General features: G+C 72.5%; 21 protein-coding genes and 1 pseudogene. 10 read left to right on the forward strand and 12 right to left on the reverse strand.

What is annotated here, in order from left to right:
• Positions 1–10: 10 nt before the first annotated feature.
• The 4 genes from OG946_RS25980 to OG946_RS25995 all read right to left on the reverse strand — a co-directional run bounded on the left by OG946_RS25980 (position 11) and on the right by OG946_RS25995 (position 2,329).
• Positions 11–424: an anti-sigma regulatory factor gene (locus OG946_RS25980; RefSeq protein ID WP_027753975.1), complete on the reverse strand. Its 414-nt coding sequence runs from the start codon at positions 422–424 to the stop codon at positions 11–13.
• A gap of 304 nt (positions 425–728) precedes the next feature.
• Complete coding sequence (locus OG946_RS25985; protein ID WP_326798410.1) at positions 729–1,697, reverse strand: 1-aminocyclopropane-1-carboxylate deaminase/D-cysteine desulfhydrase; 969 nt, start codon at positions 1,695–1,697, stop codon at positions 729–731.
• A 73-nt stretch (positions 1,698–1,770) separates the two neighbouring features.
• Positions 1,771–2,007 carry a hypothetical protein gene (locus OG946_RS25990; RefSeq protein WP_326798411.1) on the reverse strand — a complete coding sequence of 79 codons (237 nt, stop codon included), beginning with the start codon at positions 2,005–2,007 and terminating at the stop codon, positions 1,771–1,773.
• 91 nt (positions 2,008–2,098) lie between these two features.
• Positions 2,099–2,329, reverse strand: a complete 231-nt coding sequence (locus tag OG946_RS25995) for a hypothetical protein (RefSeq protein ID WP_326798412.1) — start codon at positions 2,327–2,329, stop codon at positions 2,099–2,101.
• Positions 2,330–2,499: 170 nt separating this feature from the next.
• Between OG946_RS25995 and OG946_RS26000 the strand changes: the two genes are divergently transcribed.
• Positions 2,500–3,429, forward strand: a complete 930-nt coding sequence (locus tag OG946_RS26000; RefSeq protein WP_326798413.1) for an EamA family transporter — start codon at positions 2,500–2,502, stop codon at positions 3,427–3,429.
• Positions 3,430–3,540: 111 nt separating this feature from the next.
• On the forward strand, positions 3,541–4,656 hold the full coding sequence (locus OG946_RS26005) for a winged helix DNA-binding domain-containing protein (protein ID WP_326798414.1): 1,116 nt from the start codon (positions 3,541–3,543) through the stop codon (positions 4,654–4,656).
• A gap of 49 nt (positions 4,657–4,705) precedes the next feature.
• Here the strand turns inward: OG946_RS26005 and OG946_RS26010 are convergent, their stop codons facing one another.
• From OG946_RS26010 to OG946_RS26020, 3 genes are all read right to left on the reverse strand, one after another.
• Positions 4,706–5,857: a peptidoglycan recognition protein family protein gene (locus OG946_RS26010; protein WP_326798415.1), complete on the reverse strand. Its 1,152-nt coding sequence runs from the start codon at positions 5,855–5,857 to the stop codon at positions 4,706–4,708.
• Positions 5,858–6,031: 174 nt separating this feature from the next.
• Positions 6,032–6,499: a group II truncated hemoglobin gene (locus OG946_RS26015; RefSeq protein WP_326798416.1), complete on the reverse strand. Its 468-nt coding sequence runs from the start codon at positions 6,497–6,499 to the stop codon at positions 6,032–6,034.
• Positions 6,496–7,089 (reverse strand): hypothetical protein, encoded by a 594-nt coding sequence (locus tag OG946_RS26020; RefSeq protein ID WP_326798417.1) that lies wholly within the window; start codon positions 7,087–7,089, stop codon positions 6,496–6,498. Before OG946_RS26020 ends, OG946_RS26015 begins: the two co-directional genes overlap by 4 nt.
• 160 nt (positions 7,090–7,249) lie before the next feature.
• On the opposite strand from OG946_RS26020, the gene OG946_RS26025 reads away from it, so the two are divergent.
• Entirely contained in the window at positions 7,250–7,663 is a 414-nt protein-coding gene (locus tag OG946_RS26025; protein WP_326798418.1) for a YciI family protein, read from the forward strand.
• Positions 7,660–8,895, forward strand: a complete 1,236-nt coding sequence (locus tag OG946_RS26030) for an RNA polymerase sigma factor (RefSeq protein WP_326798419.1) — start codon at positions 7,660–7,662, stop codon at positions 8,893–8,895. Before OG946_RS26025 ends, OG946_RS26030 begins: the two co-directional genes overlap by 4 nt.
• 47 nt (positions 8,896–8,942) lie before the next feature.
• On the opposite strand, the pseudogene OG946_RS26035 reads toward OG946_RS26030, so the two are convergent.
• A pseudogene (locus tag OG946_RS26035) lies at positions 8,943–9,337 on the reverse strand (serine/threonine protein kinase); the annotation flags it as partial.
• 44 nt (positions 9,338–9,381) lie between these two features.
• Here OG946_RS26035 and OG946_RS26040 point away from each other — a divergent pair.
• Positions 9,382–10,245: a hypothetical protein gene (locus OG946_RS26040; RefSeq protein ID WP_326798420.1), complete on the forward strand. Its 864-nt coding sequence runs from the start codon at positions 9,382–9,384 to the stop codon at positions 10,243–10,245.
• Between the two features lie 172 nt (positions 10,246–10,417).
• On the opposite strand, the gene sodN is transcribed toward OG946_RS26040, so the two are convergent.
• The gene (sodN, locus tag OG946_RS26045) at positions 10,418–10,813 is read right to left on the reverse strand and encodes a superoxide dismutase, Ni (protein WP_326798421.1); all 396 of its coding nucleotides are present in this window, start codon (positions 10,811–10,813) and stop codon (positions 10,418–10,420) included.
• Positions 10,814–10,961: 148 nt separating this feature from the next.
• On the opposite strand from sodN, the gene sodX reads away from it, so the two are divergent.
• Entirely contained in the window at positions 10,962–11,396 is a 435-nt protein-coding gene (gene sodX, locus OG946_RS26050; RefSeq protein WP_326798422.1) for a nickel-type superoxide dismutase maturation protease, read from the forward strand.
• On the opposite strand, the gene OG946_RS26055 is transcribed toward sodX, so the two are convergent.
• Positions 11,309–11,905: a CGNR zinc finger domain-containing protein gene (locus OG946_RS26055; protein WP_326798423.1), complete on the reverse strand. Its 597-nt coding sequence runs from the start codon at positions 11,903–11,905 to the stop codon at positions 11,309–11,311. The genes sodX and OG946_RS26055 overlap by 88 nt on opposite strands.
• A gap of 122 nt (positions 11,906–12,027) precedes the next feature.
• Here OG946_RS26055 and OG946_RS26060 point away from each other — a divergent pair, with 122 nt between their 5' ends.
• On the forward strand, positions 12,028–12,825 hold the full coding sequence (locus OG946_RS26060; RefSeq protein WP_326798424.1) for a class I SAM-dependent methyltransferase: 798 nt from the start codon (positions 12,028–12,030) through the stop codon (positions 12,823–12,825).
• Positions 12,826–12,847: 22 nt separating this feature from the next.
• On the opposite strand, the gene OG946_RS26065 is transcribed toward OG946_RS26060, so the two are convergent.
• Positions 12,848–13,429 carry a TetR/AcrR family transcriptional regulator gene (locus OG946_RS26065; protein WP_326798425.1) on the reverse strand — a complete coding sequence of 194 codons (582 nt, stop codon included), beginning with the start codon at positions 13,427–13,429 and terminating at the stop codon, positions 12,848–12,850.
• A 110-nt stretch (positions 13,430–13,539) separates the two neighbouring features.
• Between OG946_RS26065 and OG946_RS26070 the strand changes: the two genes are divergently transcribed.
• Entirely contained in the window at positions 13,540–14,568 is a 1,029-nt protein-coding gene (locus tag OG946_RS26070; RefSeq protein WP_326798426.1) for an aldo/keto reductase, read from the forward strand.
• 164 nt (positions 14,569–14,732) lie between these two features.
• Here OG946_RS26070 and OG946_RS26075 read toward each other — a convergent pair whose 3' ends face one another.
• Complete coding sequence (locus OG946_RS26075) at positions 14,733–15,947, reverse strand: NAD(P)-dependent malic enzyme (RefSeq protein WP_326798427.1); 1,215 nt, start codon at positions 15,945–15,947, stop codon at positions 14,733–14,735.
• 494 nt (positions 15,948–16,441) lie between these two features.
• Here OG946_RS26075 and OG946_RS26080 point away from each other — a divergent pair, with 494 nt between their 5' ends.
• Together OG946_RS26080 and OG946_RS26085 are read left to right on the forward strand one after the other, a co-directional pair.
• Complete coding sequence (locus OG946_RS26080) at positions 16,442–17,365, forward strand: ABC transporter substrate-binding protein (protein ID WP_326798428.1); 924 nt, start codon at positions 16,442–16,444, stop codon at positions 17,363–17,365.
• 36 nt (positions 17,366–17,401) lie between these two features.
• The gene (locus OG946_RS26085; RefSeq protein ID WP_326798429.1) at positions 17,402–18,370 is read left to right on the forward strand and encodes an amino acid ABC transporter permease; all 969 of its coding nucleotides are present in this window, start codon (positions 17,402–17,404) and stop codon (positions 18,368–18,370) included.
• The last annotated feature ends 5 nt before the right edge of the window (positions 18,371–18,375 follow it).

Consider the following 18,375-nt stretch of genomic DNA (forward strand, 5'->3'; position numbering starts at 1 on the left):
CTGACGTACGTCACGTCAGCCCCGGCGCCGCGCCGCGCTCCTTGAGCAGGCTGATCGTGACCGTGCGGTCGTCCCCCACGGTCGCGTCCACCCTGCCGGCGAGCGCGGACAGCACGGTCCACGCGAAGGTGTCGCGCTCGGGCGCCCGGCCGTCGGTGGTCGGTGCCGACACCGTCACCAGCAGCGCGTCGTCCCCGAGCTGGAAGACGCAGGTGAGAACGGAGCCGGGAACGGCTTGCTGGAGGAGGATCGCGCAGGCCTCGTCGACCGCGATGCGCAGATCCTCGATCTCGTCGAGCGTGAAGTCCAGGCGGGCAGCGAGCCCTGCCGTGGCGGTGCGGAGCACCGATAGGTACGCCCCCGCAGCCGGCAGCCGGACTTCGACGAAGTCCTTCGGACTGGGCTCGCCTTCGAACTGGGACACCCTCACCTCCAAGGTGCGTGGCGACTCTCTGCCATGGGAACACCGGCCTGCCCCCCGTCACTGGGAGTAACGGACCGGCGTGGCGCATCGTTCGCCTGCGACGCTACCGCGTGCGATGAGCTGCTGTCTCCTGGTCCGGAGAAGGCCACCCCATCCCGCGGCTGTCACTAATAGTAAACCCTGATTACGCTCCGTGGCTAGGGCTTTTCTCGTCCCAATTCCCGTGCGGTCACTCCGGGTTGCCATTATGGCAGGGCCCGCCGACAACCGCCGACCGGCTTCCCTCGTCTGGGCGACACCCGCGTCAGCCGGTGACGACCGCCGCGACCGCCGAGCCGCGCGGGAACGCCCCCTCGGCGGCGAGGGCGACGACGGCGTAGAGCATCTTGGCGACGTACACCGGTTCGGGGGCGAGGCCGTGGCGGGCGGCGAAGTCGGCGGCGAAGGCGTCGAGTTCGGGGGTGCGGCGGGCGAAGCCGCCGAAGTGGAAGCCGTCCGCGAGGTGCCAGTCGCCGCGCCGCCCGCCGAACGCCGCGGTCTGCAGTCGCTCGACGTCGGCGCCGAGGAAGCCGCCCTTGAGGACGGGTATGCCGATCGCCCGTGCGCCCGCGGGCAGTCCGGCGGCGAGGCCGGCGAGCGTGCCGCCCGTACCGCAGGCGACGACGGCCGTCTGCGCCGCGCCGGCGAGTTCGCGGCCGAGGGCGGCGCAGCCGCGTACCGCCGCGGCGTTGCTGCCGCCTTCTGGGACGAGCTGGAAGTCACCGAAGTCCGCGCGCAGTTCGGCGTGGTAGGCGGGGTCCGCGCGCCGCCGGTACGTCGCGCGCGGCACGAAGTGCAGCCGCATGCCGTCCGCCGCGGCCCGCGCGAGGGAGCCGTTGAGCGGGCGGTCCGCCAGCTCGGCGCCGCGGACCACGCCGATGGTGCGGATGCCGAGCAGCCGGCCCGCGGCGGCGGTGGCCCGCAGGTGGTTGGAGTACGCGCCGCCGAACGTCAGCAGCGGGCGGTCGTCCCCGCCGGGGGAGCCGGCCGCGCGCCCCTCCAGGTTCGGCGCCAGCTTGCGCCACTTGTTGCCCGGCAGCGCCGGGTGGATCAGGTCGTCCCGCTTGAGCAGCAGCCGGACGCCGCGGGCGGCGAGGCGGTCGTCGGCGATCTCCTCCAGCGGCGAGGGCAGCCGGGGCCGGAGCGCGGCGAGCCGCCCGCCGGAGGGTGGGCCGGCGGGCGGCTGGTCGTCGGGCCGCGGGGCTGCGGGCCCGGCGGGCTCTGGCGCGTACACGCGACGCTGTTCGGTGGCCGGACAGGGCCTAGGCACGGAGCGCCGCGGACGCGGCCGCGGGGCCCGTCCTGGCTCAGCCGCGGGTGAGGAAACCGTCGCCGTGCTGGGCGATGTGGGCGTGGACGGCCTGGAGGGCGTCCTGCACCTCCTGCGGCGAACCGCTGCCCCGCTGCTCGTTGAAGTAGGCCGCGCCGAGCCGGCGCAGGAGAGCCTGGCCCTCGCGCTGCGCCTGCACCTCCCCGACCTTCTCCTTGCCTTGGTTCAGCGCGGTCCCCGCCTTCTCCTTCGCGCGGTCGAGAAAGCCTGCCATGTGTGTCTCCTGACGTATTGCCTGACGTTTGGGGTGAATTCTGCCGCTGTTACCGCTATGGGCCCAAGTATCCCGCGCGTTTCTTCATGGATCAACGGCTGCCGGGACCCGTCGGTTCCTGGGCGGCTTCCCCGGCGACCTGGTGCGCAAGCATCAGCAGTGCGGGAACCGCGGGGTGGCGCGGCGGGTCCCGCCTGGCCAGCATCGCAGGGACGGCGGGCGCGCCGGCCAGCGGGACGTAGGCAACCGAGTGATGGCGGTGCGCCTGCGCGGTGGCCGTGGTGGCGAGGAAGGCGCGCAGGTGCCGCAGCTCCACCGTCATGCTTCGGCAGAAGAATCGCAGCCGGTTATGCATTTCACGTGGGGAGCGCGCGCTCGTAGCGTGGGGGCGTGCCCTCCCAGAGTCCCGGTCCCGCCGCTTCCGCTCCTGCTTCCGCCTCTGCTCCTGCCTCTCCCGCCGCTGCCGCCGCTGCCCCCGCTTCCGCGGGCCCCGTGCCTGCCGGGGCGGCGGTCGCGGGGGTACGCGCCGGGCGGCTCGGCGGCGGTGCCCGCGGGCGGTTCTGCGGCGGGCGGCTGGGCGGCGTCGCGCTGGTGGTGACCGGCGCGCTGTCCACACAGTTCGGCGCCGCGGTCGCCGCACTGCTGTTCCCGCGGGCGGGCGCGCTGGGCGTGGTGACGCTGCGGCTGACGCTCGCCGCGGCCCTGCTGATGCTGATCTTCCGGCCCCGGGTCCGGGGCCACTCGCGGGGCGACTGGGCGGTGCTGTGCGGCTTCGGCGTCGCGCTGGGCGGCATGAACATGGCCATCTATCAGGCCATCGACCGGATCCCGCTGGGCGCCGCGGTCACGCTGGAGGTGCTCGGGCCGCTGACGCTGTCCGTGCTCGCCGGCCGGCGGGTGGCGAGCCTGCTGTGGGCGGCGCTGGCGCTGGGCGGGGTGGTGCTGCTGAGCGGCGGCGGGTTCGGCGGCCTGGACCCGGCGGGCGTCGCGTTCGCGCTCGGCGCGGGCTGTATGTGGGCGACGTACATCGTGATGAGCGCACGGGCCGGGGCGCGCTTCCCGCGGGCGGACGGGCTGGCGATCGCGATGTCGGTGGGCGCGGTGATCAGCCTGCCGGTCGGGGTGGCGAGCGCGGGCGGCCGGCTGGTGGACCCGGCGACGCTGGGGCTGGGCCTGGCGGTGGCGGTGATGTCGTCGGGCCTGCCGTACGCGCTCGACCAGTTCGCCCTGCGCCGGCTGCCCGCCGCGACGTTCGCGCTGATGATGAGCCTGGCACCGGCGGTCGCGGCGCTCGCCGGATACCTGGTGCTGGACCAGGGGCTCACGGCGGTGCAGTGCGCGGCGATCGGCATGGTGATCGCGGCGAGCATCGGCGCGGTACGGACCCCGCCGCGGCCCGCGGCGCGGCCGGAGGGCGCCTAGCAGCTCGGTGCCCGCGTCTGGCCGCTCTTGCCGCCGGTACGGCGGGCGGCCGGGCCGCCCGCCGATCACGGGTGGCATGCTCGTACACCTGCACGACGAAAGGCTACGCGCATGACCTCGCCCGGCACCGTCCTCGACGCCCGCGCGCTGGGTCGCGCCCTGCTGCACCGGCAGTGGCTCGTCGAGCGGCACGAGGCGCCGCCGCTGGACGCCGTCGAGCACCTCGTGGCGCTCCAGGCGCAGTCCGGCGACGCCCCGTACTACCAGCTCTGGAGCCGGCTCGCGGGCTTCACCACCGGCGACCTGTCGGCGCTGCTGACCGGCCGGCAGGCGGTGCGGGTGGTCATGATGCGCGGCACGATCCACCTCGTCAGCGCCCGCGACGCGCTGCGGCTGCGGGCCGTCGTACAGCCGTACCTCGACAGGACGCTGCTCGCCACCACCGCGGGCCGCAAGGTCCCCGGGCTCGACCCGGCCGAGCTGGCCGACGCGGCCCGCACGGCGCTCGCCGCCGGACCGCTGCACAACGACGAGCTGGGCGCCAGGCTCGCCGCCCGCTGGCCGGACGCGGAGCCGAACGACCTGGCGTACCTGGCCCGTTCGCTGCTGCCGCTGGTGCAGGTGCCGCCGCGCGGGGTCTGGGGCGCGAGCGGCGGGCTCGTGTACGCGCACGCCGACCAGTGGCTCGGCGCCCCCTCCGCCACCGACACCGCGGCGGACGAGACCGTGCTGCGCTATCTCGCTGCCTACGGGCCCGCGTCGGTCGCCGACGTGCAGAAGTGGCTGTCGCTGACCCGGCTCAAGGCGGTCTTCGACCGGCTGCGCCCGCGGCTGGTGACGTACCGGGACACGACGGGGCGGGAGCTGTTCGACCTCGCCGGCACCGAACTGCCCGACCCCGCCGCCCCGGTGCCGCCGCTGCTCCTCGGCCCCTTCGACAACGTGCTCCTCGCGCACGCGGACCGCACGCGGATCATCGACAAGGCCGACGAGCGCCGGGTGTTCACGGCGAACGGCATCGTCCGCGGCACCATGCTGCTCGACGGCCGCGTCGCGGGCGTCTGGCAGCCGGAGCTGAAGCGGACCTCGGCCGCCGTCGAACTCCGGCCGTTCACGGCCCTGTCCGGCGCCGACAAGGACCGGCTGGCGGCGGCGGCCGCGGACCTGCTGGCCTTCGCCGCCCCGGAGGCGGAGAAGACGGAGGTCAGGTTCGCGGCCCCCGCCTAGCCTCCGGGCCGCCCGGCGGTACGGGAGGGGTGACCGGCGCCGCCCTGCCTCACGCCGTCATGAACTCCTCGCGGACGACCCCGCCCGCCGTCGCGCACCACGTGGCCACGTCCATCGCGCCCGTCGCGGGCAGCCCGTGCAGTTCCTGCATCTCGGCCACCGCCTTCGTCGTCGGCCCGTTGTACTTGCCCGTGGCCTTCGCCAGATGCAGCTTGCGCACCAGCATCTGCTGCACCGCGAGCACCGCCTCCCCGCTGTGGCCCGTGCTCACCGGCACCGTCAGGGCCTCCCACGTGGCGTTGTCCAGCGTGCCGTCGTCCGCGGTCGGCAGCCCCATCGTGCGCTGGAAGGTGTGCACCGCCTCCAGCGTCGCCGGCCCGTACGCGCCGTCCGCCTTCAGCTCGTACCCGTACGCGCGCAGCAGCCGCTGCGCCATCTCGACCGTGCCGCCCTTGCTGGACGTGTACGTGTCGGGCCAGGTGCGCTCCGGGATCTCGTCCGGGCCCTGGCCGAGCACCTGCGCCACCTGCCGGCGCAGCGCCGGGAACTCGCGGTAGAACAGCGCGCCCGGGCATTGCGTGTCGTTGAAGTCCCAGTGGCCGAAGATGCGGTCCGCGCCGAAGCCGTACTGCGTGCCGATCGTCACGCACAGCCGCTGCAGCGAGAACACCAGGGCGGGCGGCGGGGTGTCGTTGACGTAGTGGCCGTCGTTCTCGATGCCTATGGCACGCCTGTTCTCGCCGACCGCGTGCGCGCTGACGACCTGGTGGCCGCCGTCGGCCAGCGCCTCCAGGCTGCCGTGGCGGCCCTCCAGGACGTACCCGCCGCGGCTGATCGTGAAGTGCTGGCCGCTGTCGATCCAGCCGTTGTCGTCCATGTGCAGATCCTGGATCTTGCGCGCCATGAAGACCGCGGCCTCGTACGAGTAGTCCGTGGTGTTCGGGAAGGCGGTGTGGTGGACGACGATCTTCGTGGTCGTGCCGGACGAGACGGAGAGGGTGCCGCCGGGCGGCCGGGCGCCCCAGTCCCCGGTGCCGACCACGTACGACGGGTCGTCAGCCGTCCGGTGCAGCGAGGCGCCGCCGTCGGCCGCGGCGCTGCCGCCGAGCAGCAGCGCGCCGCCCCCGCCGGCGACGAGCACGGCGCCCGCGCCGGCCTTGAGCGCGGTTCGCCGGGAGACATACACGGGCCCAGGTCGCATGGCGGTCCTCTCACGGTGCGGGTTGTGGGGGGTCGGCACGCTGCTCCGTGTACGTATGTGCAACGGACATCCTGTTTATCCGACCGCGTGTGCCAATGTCCAGACCACCAAGGTCAGTTGCGCCCGGAACCGGCCCCGCCGCTCAGCCGCCGCGCCGCCCCGCCGTCCGCCCGTTCAGCCGCCCGGCCGCCAGGGCGGCGTCTGCCCCCACTCCCACTTCGGCATCGGGCCCGCCGTGGGCGGCGGTTCTTCGGCGGAGTAGACGAGCGCCATCCGCGTACCCCACTCGATGTAGTACGAGAACACCGCCCGGAACTCCGGGTCCGTGGGCAGCCCCACCTCGTCCGCGCTGTCCATCAGCAGCGACACCCAGCGCCTGCGCTGCTCCTCGGTGATGTGCCGGCCGAGGTGCATGCGCGCCATGTGGTCGTGGCCGCCGCGCTCCGCGCTGTAGCGCTCCGGGCCGCCGAAGACCTCGGCGAGGAACATCGCGACGTGCTGCGGGTGTTCGTCGTCCATGCCTGCGAACACCGGCGCGAGGAGCGGGTCCTTGCGCACGTGCCCGTAGAAGGTCTCGGTCAGCCGCAGGAACGCCTCGTCCCCGCCTGCCCACTCGTAGATGCTCGGGGTGTCCTCGCTCACGCCCCGTCCTCCGCGTCCTGCGCGGGCCCGCCTGCCGGTGCCCCGTCGGCGGGCGCCGGGTCCGCCGGCTGGTCGGGACCCTGGGCCCGTACGTGCCGTACGTGCTCCAGCGAGTCCCGCAGCTCTCGCAGCCAGTCGTCCGCGTGGCTCTCCACCAACCGTACGCACCACCCCAGCGCCTCGCTCCGGCTGCGCGCCACGCCCGCCGCGATGAGGGTGTCGAGCACCTGCCGCTGCGGCTGCCGCAGCCGGGTCATCACGGGCGCGGAGACGTTCGTGAAGATCTCCCGCCGGCCGCCGCACTCTGCGCCCCAGGAGACCTTCCTGCGGTAGCGCCGCTCGGCCGCCCGCGCCACCGCCATCCGCTCCTTGCGCGTGCGCTCCCGGAACTCGGCGATGCGGCCGTCCAGCGCCGCGTCGCGCTCGGCGGGGGTCGCGTCCTTCGCGAGCCCCGCGGGCTCGGGGATCGAGCCGACGATGCAGATCTCCTCGCGGTCGACGGTGACCTCGACCGGTGAGGCGTACAGGCCCTCGGGCAGCCGCCCGGTGAGCCACCCTCGTATCTCGTCCGTGTCCTGGGATGTAATCATGTAATCGAGATTACGTGACCCTCCTGTGGAAGAGAACGGGCGACCCGGCGAAATTCCCGCAAGAATCTTTGGCGGAGCATGTCGAGAACCGCCGGCCGGCCCCGACGTCTCCTGTGAGAGGCGCCCGCACCGGGTGCCGGGAACACGGGAAGTGAGAACCATGAAGTACCTGGTGATGATCTACGGTTCGCAGGCCGACTACGACGCCATGAACGGCACCGGCTCCGAGGGCCACCCCGCCTGGACCGAGAAGGACCTGCAGGCGATGTTCCAGCACATGGAGTCGATCAACAACGACCTCGCCGAGACCGGCGAGGTGCTGGAGGGCAACGGGCTGGCGGCGCCCAAGCAGGCCATCGTCGTCACCGGCGGGCCCGGCGGCGCGTCCGTGGTCTCCGACGGCCCGTTCGGCGAGACCAAGGAGGTCCTCGCGGGCTACTGGGTGCTGGACTGCGCCAGCGACGAGCGGGTCACGGAGATCGCCAAGCGCGTCCACCAGTGCCCCGCCCCCGAGGGCTCGCCGGTCTCCGACGTCGTGATCCGCCCCATCCTGGAAGCGGCACCGGGCAAGTGAGCGCCCCTGTCGAGGACCTGCTGCGCCGCCACGCGCCGCAGGTCCTCGGCGCCCTCGTCCGCCGCTACGGCCACTTCGACGCCGCCGAGGACGCCGTGCAGGAGGCCCTGCTGGCGGCCTCCGGCCAGTGGCCGGAGCAGGGGGTGCCGGACAACCCGCGCGGCTGGCTCATCCGCGTCGCCTCCCGCCGGCTGACGGACGAGCTGCGCAGCGAGGAGGCCCGGCGCAGCCGCGAGGAGTCCGCCGCCGCGCTGACGCCCCGCGACGACTTCCGCGCGCCGCCGCCGGGGGAGGCGCGCCACCCCTCGGAGGACGACACCCTCACCCTGTTGCTCCTGTGCTGCCACCCGGTGCTTACCCAGCCGTCTCGTATCGCGCTGACGCTGCGCGCGGTCGGCGGTCTGACCACCGCGGAGATCGCCCGCGCCTTTCTGGTGCCGGAGGCGACGATGGCGCAGCGGATCAGCCGGGCGAAGAAGAGCCTGAAGGACGCGGGCGCCCGCTTCCGCCGGCCGGAGCCCGCGGAGTTGCCGGGGCGCTTCACCGCGGTGCTGCACGTGCTGTACCTGATCTTCAACGAGGGCTACACCGCCACCTCCGGCGCCGCCCTGCGCCGCGCCGACCTGGCCGCCGAGGCGATCCGCCTCGCCCGCGCCGTGCACGCGCTCGCGCCGGACAGCGGTGAGGCCGCCGGGCTGCTGTCGCTGATGCTGCTCACCGACGCCCGCCGCGACGCCCGCAGCGGTCCTGGCGGTGTCCTGGTCCCGCTCGACGAGCAGGACCGCGGGCGCTGGGACCGCGCGCAGATCGAGGAGGGCGTGGCCCTCGTCAGCCGCGCGCTGACGACCAGCGCCCTCGGCCCTTACCAGGTGCAGGCCGCCATCGCCGCCGTGCACGACGAGGCGGAGCGCGCCGAGGACACCGACTGGCGGCAGATCCTCGGGCTGTACGACCTGCTGGAGCGGCTCGCGCCGGGTCCCGTCGTCAGCCTGAACCGGGCGGTGGCCGTGGCGATGGCCGAAGGCCCGCGCGCCGGGCTCGACCTGCTGGCCAAGCTCGCGGACGACCCGCGGCTCGTGGAGCACCACCGTCTCGACGCCGTACGGGCCCACTTGCTGGAGCTGGCGGGGGAGACGGGGGCGGCGCAGGAGGCGTACGGGCGCGCGGCGGAGCGCACGTTGAGCGTGCCCGAGCAGCGTTACCTCCAACTGCGCGCCGCCCGGCTGCGCTGACGGGCCGCTGCGCTGACAAGCGACCGTGCAGACCGGCGGCCGCCGGGTCAGCGGGCGCCGAACCGGGTCAGGCTCGCGAGGGCCCGCCGCGCCGACTCCGCCAGCGGGTGCGCGGGGCCGTAGACGCGCTCCAGTTCGGGCAGGAGCGCGGACAGCTCGCCGCCGGCCGCCGTGGTGTCGCCGAGTGGTCGCCGAGCGCGAGAAGGAGCCGGGCCGTGCGGTGGCGCAGGCCGAGGGCGTCGGCCGGGTCGAGTCCCGCGTACGGGTTCGTGAAGTACGGCAGCAGCGCGCGGTACTCGGCGAGTGCCGCCGCGGCCGCGCCGATCTGCGCCAGGCACGGGGCGGCCTCGTAGCGGTAGCGGAGCGCGTGCGGGTCAGCCTGGCCGGTGTCCGCGGCGCGCTCGTCCGCGAGCCGGCGCAGCTCCGGCAGTGCGTGCCGGTGAGACGGGCCCGGCCGCTGTCGCCGCCAGGCGGTACATTGCGCTCATGTCGATACCGCCGGGCCCGCCGCCGAATCCGTACCAGCAGAACAACCCCAACCCCTACGCACAGCAGCAGCCCCAGGGATCGGTGCCGCAGCAGTCCCCGTACGCACAGCCGACGATGCCCGCCGGTGTCCCGATCACCAGCCAGCCCCCCGGCGGCCCGCCGGGCCAGCCGCCCGGCCAGCCCCCGGGGGCGCCGCCCGCCTTCGGCGCCGCGGAGAAGAAGGGCGTGCCGGCCTGGCTGTGGGGCCTCGGGGGCGTCGTGGTCGCCTCCGCGGTGTGGGCGGGCGCGCTCTTCGCCACCGGCGGGTTCGACTCGTCGGAGGACCCCGAGCCGGTCCTCGGCTACCGGTTCGAGAAGGACCTCTGCGAGAGCACCGAGCTGAAGGCGTTCGAGGAGCGGTACGAGATCCCGGACGCGTCCGACGCCACCGGCTGGGGCTCGGAGCAGGACGCGCTGTCCCAGAGCTTCTGCAGTTGGAGCCTGACGGACCGCGAGCAGGACCCGGACGACTACTCCAGCTCGTACGTCTCCGTGACCACCATCTGGCACGGGGCGTCGGACCCCACCGGCGAGTTCGCCCCGACGTACAAGGGCTACGAGGACCGCTCGGACGCGGACTACAAGTACGAGACCGAGCCGGTGAAGGGCTTCGGTGAGGAGGCGTACCTCGTCCGGGAGAACGGCGAGGGCGACAGCAGCAGCCGCTCGATGAGCCTGGCCGTGCGCGACGGCTGGTTCACCTACCAGATGGACTGGAGCTACTACGGAGGCACCGACTCCACCGACCCGCCGTCGCCCGACGAGGTGGAGCAGATGCTGAAGGACGAGACGAAGACGGCGCTCGCAGATCTGAAGAAGTAAGCGGCGGCCGTGACAACGCGCGCGTGGCGGCAAGAAGTTGCCGCCACGCGGGTGTAGCAGGGAACTGCCACGGGAGCCGAGTCGATTCGCGCCCGGGCGGCCCGGAGACCAGAACGCGCCCGTACCGTCCGTGACGGTACGGGCGCGCGGGTGTCCGTAGCCCGTATGGGGCTCAGCCCTTCTTGGTCTCCCAGAAGATCTTGTCGACCTGGGCGATGTAGTCCAGCGCCTTCTGGCCCGTGGCCGGGTCGGTGGACCCCTTGGCGGCGCTGAGGGCCTTGAGGGTGTCGTTGACGAGCTGGTGCAGCTCAGGGTACTTCTCGAAGTGCGGGGGCTTGAAGTAGTCGCTCCACAGCACCGAAACGTGGTGCTTGGCAAGCTCCGCGCGCTGCTCCTTGATGGTGGTGGCCCGCGCCTGGAAGTGCGGGTCGTCGTTCCCCTGCATCTTCTCCTGGATGGCCTTGACCGATTCGGCCTCGATACGGGCCTGGGCCGGGTCGTAGACGCCGCAGGGGAGGTCGCAGTGGGCACTGACCGTCACCTTGGGGGCGAACAGGCGAGAAAACATGGAAAGCAGCCGTCCTTCCTCGTGATCGTCTTCCAGGTGGGACATTACTCCGTGGGGAACGAAAATTCGCGAGTGCCCCGGAGGGCTTAGGTCAAAAGTCCAGTGGAAGGCTGGGCCTTGTGGACGACAGGCCGGAGGTGCATGCCCGATGCAGGGCCAGGTGAACGAGCGCAGGCACGACGCCGGGCGCCGAGGGCTGCAGCGCCTCGGCCTCGCGGCGGTCGACGGTCCGTCGATGGTGCCCACGCTGCGTCCGGGGGATCAGCTTGTCGTGCAGTACGGGGCGGCGGTGCGGCCCGGTGACGTGGCGGTGCTGCGCCATCCGTTCCAGCAGGATCTGCTGATCGTGAAACGGGTCGTGGAGCGCCGCGACGGCGGCTGGTGGGTGCTCGGCGACAACCGGTTCGTGGAGAACGACAGCCGGGAGTTCGGCGCCGTACCGGACGAACTGGTCGTCGCCCTCGCCCTCCTGCGCCTGCGCCCCCCGAGGGACCTTCAGCGCTCGGTCCGCTCGGTCCCCGCGGCGGTCTCGTGGGCGGCGTCGGCGGTGCGGCCGTTGGCCTGGCGTTTCCGGGCGCGGTAGGCCGCGACGTTGGCGCGGGTGGCGCAGCGGTCGGAGCAGTAGCGGCGGGAGCGGTTCGTCGAGGTGTCGAGGAAGACGTTGCGGCACGGCGGGGCCGCGCACAGGCCCAGGCGGTCGACGCCGTAGTCGGTGAGGTGCACGGCCAGCCCCATGCACGCCGCGGCGGCGAAGCCCGCCCCGGAGTTGGCCGACTGCTCCGCGATGTGCAGGTGCCACTTGGGCCGCCCGTCCTCGTCGCGGAAGTCGTGCCCGCTGACCTGCGGGCTGACCGGGAAGTCGATGAGCAGCGCGTTGAGCATGTCCACGGCGCGTACCTCGTCGCCCTCGTCGGCCGCCTCGAAGATCCCCCGCAGCCGCCCGCGCACCTGGCGCAGCCTGCTGACGTCGGCGTCCGTGGCCCGCCGGGTGAAGTTTCCGCTGTCCCGGAAGAGCTCCTTGGCCGCGTCCAGCGAGGTCAGCGAGTCGGTGCCGCGCTGCGGCTCCTCGGTGTTGACGAGGCGCACGGCCATATCTGAGTAATAGGCCAGTTCCACTTGTAGTCCTTACGGGCTCGGCTTATGCTGACGCGGCGGGGCCGTAATGGACGACCCCGTATAGAGGGTATTACGCAGCAGAGGCAGGGGAGGCAGCAATGGCCGGAACGACCGCCGCCGCAACGCCCGTGGGGGCCGACTGGCAGGGCTGGCAGGCGAGCTGGGACCGCCAGCAGGAGTGGTACATGCCGGACCGCGAGGACCGCTTCCGGGTGATGCTCGACGCCGTCGAGGCCCTCGTGGGCCCCGAGCCCCGGGTGCTCGACCTGGCCTGCGGTACGGGCAGCATCAGCGCCCGGGTGCTGCGCCGCTTCCCCGGCGCCCGCACCACCGGCGTCGACCTCGACCCCGCGCTGCTCACCATCGCCCGCGGCACCTTCGCGGACGACCCGCGCGCCGAGTTCGTCACCGCCGACCTCGCCAAGCCCGACTGGATTGCGCGGCTGCCGGACGGTTCGTACGACGCGGTGCTCACCTCCACCGCGCTGCACTGGCTCTTCTCCGACCAGCTCGCCACGCTCTACGGGCAGATCGCCGGCGTGGTCCGCGAGGGCGGGATCTTCGTCAACGCCGACCACATGCCCGACCCCGCCACGCCGGCCATCAACGAGGCCGTGCGCAACTGGAGCAAGGTCCGCCAGGACCGCGAGCGGGCGGAAGGCGTGCTGGACTGGGCGGACTGGTGGCGCGTGGTCGCGGCCGACCCGGTACTCGGCGGCCCCGCGGCCGAGCGCTTCGCGATATTCGGCGACCCGAACGACCCGAACGAGGGCCACGCCGACGGCGACGTCCAGGCGCCCGCCTGGCACGCCGAGACGCTGCGCGCGGCCGGCTTCGCCGAGGCCCGTACGGTCTGGGCGTCCGCGCGGGACGCGGCGGTGCTGGCGCTGCGCTGAGCGGCGGCGCCGGCGGGCGGCGTCAGCCGCGGTAGCGCAGCCCGTCGACGAGCAGCCCGATCATGCGCCGCGTGTACTCCCGGTCGTCCGGGTCGATGATGCTGCTGAGCGCCTGCAGCAGGTCGTCGGGGGCCACGTCGGAGCGGATGTCGCCGGCCGCGGCGGCGGCGTCCAGCAGCTCGGTCAGGGCGGGGACGAAGCGCTCCTGGAAGTACCCGGGCAGGCTCTCGTACGCGCAGTCGCCGGAGTGGAGGGCGGCCTTCAGGCCCTGCTTGGCGGCGATGAACCGGGTGAAGCGGTGCAGCCACCGCGTCAGCGCCTCCACCGGCTCGTACTGCGCCGCCAGCGCGGGGGCGGCCGCGGCGCAGGCGTCGACCTCGTTGCGGAAGACGGCCGTGATGAGGTCCGAGCGCTGCGGGAAGTGCCGGTAGAGCGTCCCCGCCCCCACCCCGGCCTTCGCCGTGATGCGGCGTACGGGCGCGTCCACGCCCTCCGTCTCGAAGACCTCTGCGGCCGCGGTCAGCAGCGCGTCGAGGCTGCGCCTGACGTCCGGCCGCATGCGGCGGCCGGGGGCCGGCTCCCCCGTGGTGCTGCGCTCAGGCATGCGCGGACCCCTTGCAAAAGCGGAACAGTGTTCCGTATTCTCGGACTGAACGGCGTTCCGTATTCACTCTATCGGCGCGTACGACCCGCAGTCCACGCAGGAGGAGAGCCATGCAGTACCGCACGCTGGGCCGGACCGGGATCAAGGTCAGCCCCTACTGCCTGGGCGCGATGATGTTCGGCGCCCAGGGCAACCCCGACCACGACGAGTCCGTCCGCATCATCCACAAGGCGCTGGCCGCGGGCGTCAACTTCGTCGACACCGCCGACATCTACGGCCACGGCGAGTCCGAGGAGATCGTGGGCAAGGCCCTCAAGGGCCGCCGCGACGACGTGGTTCTCGCCACCAAGGCGCACCTGCCCATGGGCGACGACCCCAACCGGCAGGGCAACTCCCGCCGCTGGCTCGTCCGCGCCCTGGAGGACTCGCTGCGCCGGCTCGGCACCGACCACGTCGACCTGTTCCAGATCCACCGGCCCGCCCCCGACACCGACATCGAGGAGACCCTGTCCGCGCTCACCGACCTGGTGCGCGCCGGGAAGGTACGGGCCGTCGGCACCTCCGCGTTCCCCGCGTCCGACCTGGTCGAGGCGCAGTGGACCGCCGAGCGGCGCGGCCTGGTGCGGTTCCGCACCGAGCAGCCGAACTACTCGGTCCTCGACCGCGGCATCGAGCGCGAGGTGCTGCCCGTCTGCGAGCGGTACGGGATGGGCACGCTGGTGTGGAGCCCGCTGGCCGGCGGCATGCTCACCGGCCGCTACCGCAAGGGTCAGGAGCCCACCACCTTCCGCGGCGGCTACGGCTTCAGGCACCTCGCCGACGAGCGCAGGCTCGACACCGTCGAACGGCTCCTTCCGCTCGCGGAGAAGGCGGGCCTGTCGCTGACGCACATGGCGCTGGCCTTCGTGATCTCCCACCCGGGCGTCACGTCGGCGATCATCGGGCCGCGCACCATGGAGCAGTTGGACGACCTGCTCGCGGGCGCCGGGACGACGCTCGGCGACGACGTGCTGGACGAGATCGACGCCATCGTGCCGCCGGGCACGGAGGTCGGGCGGCTGGACATGGCGTACGACCCGCCGGCGATCCTGCACGCCGGCCTGCGGCGCAGGGCGCCGGCGGAGCGCCTGGCGGCCTGAGGCGTACGGGCCGTACGGCACACCGCCCGTACGCCAGGACAGCGCCTCCGTACGACGCGAAGCGGGGCCGCCCGGCATACACAGCCGGACGGCCCCGCTCACGGTTCTCCACGGCCCGTACGGGCGCCGCCCGCCGGGCGTGCGTCGTACGGGCCGCGCGCCGGCTACCGCCGCGCCACGCCCTCCGCGCGCGCCGCCGCGGCGACCGCGCGCGTGATGGCCGGCGCCACCCGCTCGTCGAACGGCGACGGAATCACGCACTCCGGGCTCAGCTCGGCCGCGACCACGTCGGCCAGCGCCTCGGCCGCCGCCAGCTTCATGCCCTCGGTGATCCGCGAGGCGCGGACCTGGAGCGCACCGGCGAAGATGCCGGGGAACGCGAGCACGTTGTTGATCTGGTTCGGGTAGTCGCTGCGGCCGGTGGCGACGACCGCCGCGTACTTGTGCGCCACGTCCGGGTGGATCTCCGGGTTCGGGTTGGCCATGGCGAAGATGAACGCGCCCTCCGCCATCGTCGCCACCGCCCGCTCCGGCACCGTGCCGCCGGAGACGCCGATGAAGACGTCCGCGCCCGCGAGCGCCGACTCCAGCGAGCCCGTACGCCCCGCGCGGTTGGTCAGCTCCGCCAGCTCCCGCTTGGCGTCGGTCAGGTCCTCGCGGTCCGCGGAGACGATGCCCTTGCGGTCGGCGACGACCACGTCCCCGATGCCGGCCTCCACGAGGATCTTGGCGATCGCCGCGCCGGCCGCGCCGGCCCCGGAGATCACCGCGCGCAGCTCGCCGAGCGACCGGCCGCTGAGCTTCGTCGCGTTGCGCAGCGCGGCGAGCGTGACGACGGCGGTGCCGTGCTGGTCGTCGTGGAAGATCGGGATGTCCAGGCGCTCCTGGAGCTTGCGCTCGATCTCGAAGCAGCGGGGGGCGGAGATGTCCTCCAGGTTCACCCCGCCGAAGGAGGGCGCCAGCCGCACCACGGTCTCGACGATCTCGTCGACCTCGCGGCAGTCCAGCGCGACGGGGACCGCGTCCACGCCGCCGAACTGCTTGAAGAGGATGGCCTTGCCCTCCATCACCGGAAGAGACGCCTCCGGCCCGATGTCGCCGAGGCCGAGGACCGCGCTGCCGTCCGTGACGACGGCGACCACCTGGGACTTCCAGGTGTAGTCGTGGACGAGTTCGGGCTGTTCCGCGATGGCGGTGCACACCTTGGCGACGCCCGGTGTGTAGGCGAGCGACAGGTCGTCCCTGTCGTTGACCGGCACGGTCGCCTGGACGGCCATCTTGCCGCCCCGGTGGAGGGCGAAGGCCGGGTCGAAGTAGTCGCCGTCTGGGCTGTCGGACGTATCCGTCCCGCTCGGAGGGTTGACGATCTCCGCTGCCACGTTGTTGACCCCTTAGTCACAGTCATAGAAAAGAGGAACCACCCCTCTCGGTCGAGGGGTGGGCGGGCACGTGTCCGGCCGCCTGGCCGCGGAGTGAGCGCCATGGCCACGGTGAGGCCCGGACACCGGGCGCGCCGCACTCGCGCCCTGGGCCCCGGATTTGGGGTGTAAGTGTCCGTTGTACAGGAAGCCGAGCGCCCCGTGCGAGCAACTTCTCGAGACTGAGCGGAGCCGAATCGCATAGCCATGCGGAGACTTGCATACTGCGAAATGGTGCGATTCGCGTGCTTTAGGTGGAATGCCGCAGCGTGAGCTACGTCTCATTACCGAACCTGTTATCGGATTTTGACCCGGCAGCATTCCTGAGCCGTGTCTTCCGGATGCAAAGATGCCGTCGTCGGCAGTCGTCGGCATCCGCCCCAGGCGCACCAAGCCGCAGCGTCCGGGGCCGTGAACTTCTGACCCCCGTTCACCCCCCGCAGGAGGATCCCGCAATGAGCCCTCGCACCACCCGGCGCACCGGAGCAGCCAAGTCTCGACTGGTGGCCGTCGGGGCACTCGCCGCCGCGGGGGCCCTCGTGCTCTCGTCCTGCGGCGACCAGACCGACGACGGGGGCGACAGCGGCGACGGCGGCGACACCAAGTCCTCGTCGAACGCGGCGCCCGGCGCGCTGCCCAAGGCCATCGAGGACGCCGGCGTGATCAAGGTCGGTTCCGACATCGCGTACGCCCCGATGGAGTTCGACCAGGGCGGCAAGCCCGTCGGCGTCGACATCGACATCGCCAACGCGCTCGGCGAGGAGCTGGGCGTCGAGTTCCAGTTCCAGAACAACGTCTTCGACAACCTGATCCCGTCGCTCGACTCCGGCCGCTTCGACATCATCATGTCGTCGATGACCGACAACAAGGAGCGCCAGGCCGAGGTCGACTTCGTCGACTACTTCTCCGCCGGCGTCTCCATCCTGGTCCAGAAGGGCAACCCCGACGGCATCTCCACGCTCGACGACCTGTGCGGCAAGACCGTCGCCTTCCAGCGGGGCACGGTCAGCGCGGACATCGCCAAGGCGCAGAACGAGAAGTGCGACAAGCCGATCAAGACGCTGCCCTTCACCAAGGACACCGAGGCGCTGCAGCAGGTCAAGCAGGGCCGGGCCGTCGCCGACCTGAACGACTTCCCGGTCGCCGCGTACAACGCCCGCGAGTCGGGCGGCGGCGACGACTTCGAGGTCGTCGGCGAGCAGATCGACGCCGCCCCGTACGGCATCGCGGTCTCCAAGGACAACGCCGAGCTGCGCGACGCGCTCGCCACGGCGCTGGACGCGATCATCGAGAACGGCGAGTACCAGAAGGTGCTGGAGAAGTGGGAAGTCCAGCAGGGCGGCGTCGACAAGGCCACCGTCAACGGTGGCAACGAGTAACCACCGCCCGCAGCCGTTCCAGAGAGAAGTCCTCCCGTGACCGACCCGACCTCACCGGGCCCGGCCGACAAGCGACCGGCCGGGCCCGACCTCGCGAAGACCGGCACCACGACCGCGGTGCCGCCCGAGACGATCAAGGCGATACCCGTGCGCCACCCCTGGCGCTGGGTGAGCGCCGCGGTCGTCCTCGCGCTCCTCGGGCTGCTCGTCTACGCCTTCGCCAACGCCAAGATCGAGTGGGGCGACGTCCCCGAGTACCTGTTCTCCGACCGGGTCGTCGAAGCCGCCGGGAACACGCTGCTGATCACCGTGCTCGCCATGCTGCTCGGCGTGGTCCTCGGCATCGTGCTCGCGATCATGCGGCTCTCGGACAACCCGGTGACCTCGGCGTTCGCCAACCTCTACATCTGGTTCTTCCGCGGCACCCCGGTGCTGCTGCAACTGCTGCTCTGGTACAACCTCGGCCTCGTCTTCCAGACCCTCAACCTGGGTCCGATCTACAAGAACGAGATGACCGACGTCATGACCCCGTTCGTGGCGGCGCTCCTCGGCCTCGGCCTCAATGAGGCCGCGTACATGGCCGAAATCGTCCGCGCCGGCATCCAGTCGGTCGACGAGGGCCAGACGGAGGCGTCGCACGCGCTCGGCATGAGCCGGGGGAAGACGATGCGGCGCATCGTGCTGCCCCAGGCGATGCGGGTCATCGTGCCGCCGACGGGCAACGAGTTCATCAACATGCTCAAGACCTCGTCGCTGGCGATGGTGATCCAGTACACCGAGCTGACCTTCGTGGCGAACGAGATCTCCGCGACCAACCTGAACCCGATGGAGATGTACATCGTCGTCGCCATCTGGTACCTGGCGATGACCAGCGTGTTCAGCGTGATCCAGTACTACATCGAGCGGCATTACGCCAAGGGCTCCGTACGCCAGTTGCCGCTGACCCCGTGGCAGAAGATCCGGCGGAGCATCTTCTCCGGGCCGCGGCTGAAGGGAACGAGGTGAGCGCC

This window comes from Streptomyces sp. NBC_01808, from assembly GCF_035917395.1.
Classification (GTDB): domain Bacteria; phylum Actinomycetota; class Actinomycetes; order Streptomycetales; family Streptomycetaceae; genus Streptomyces.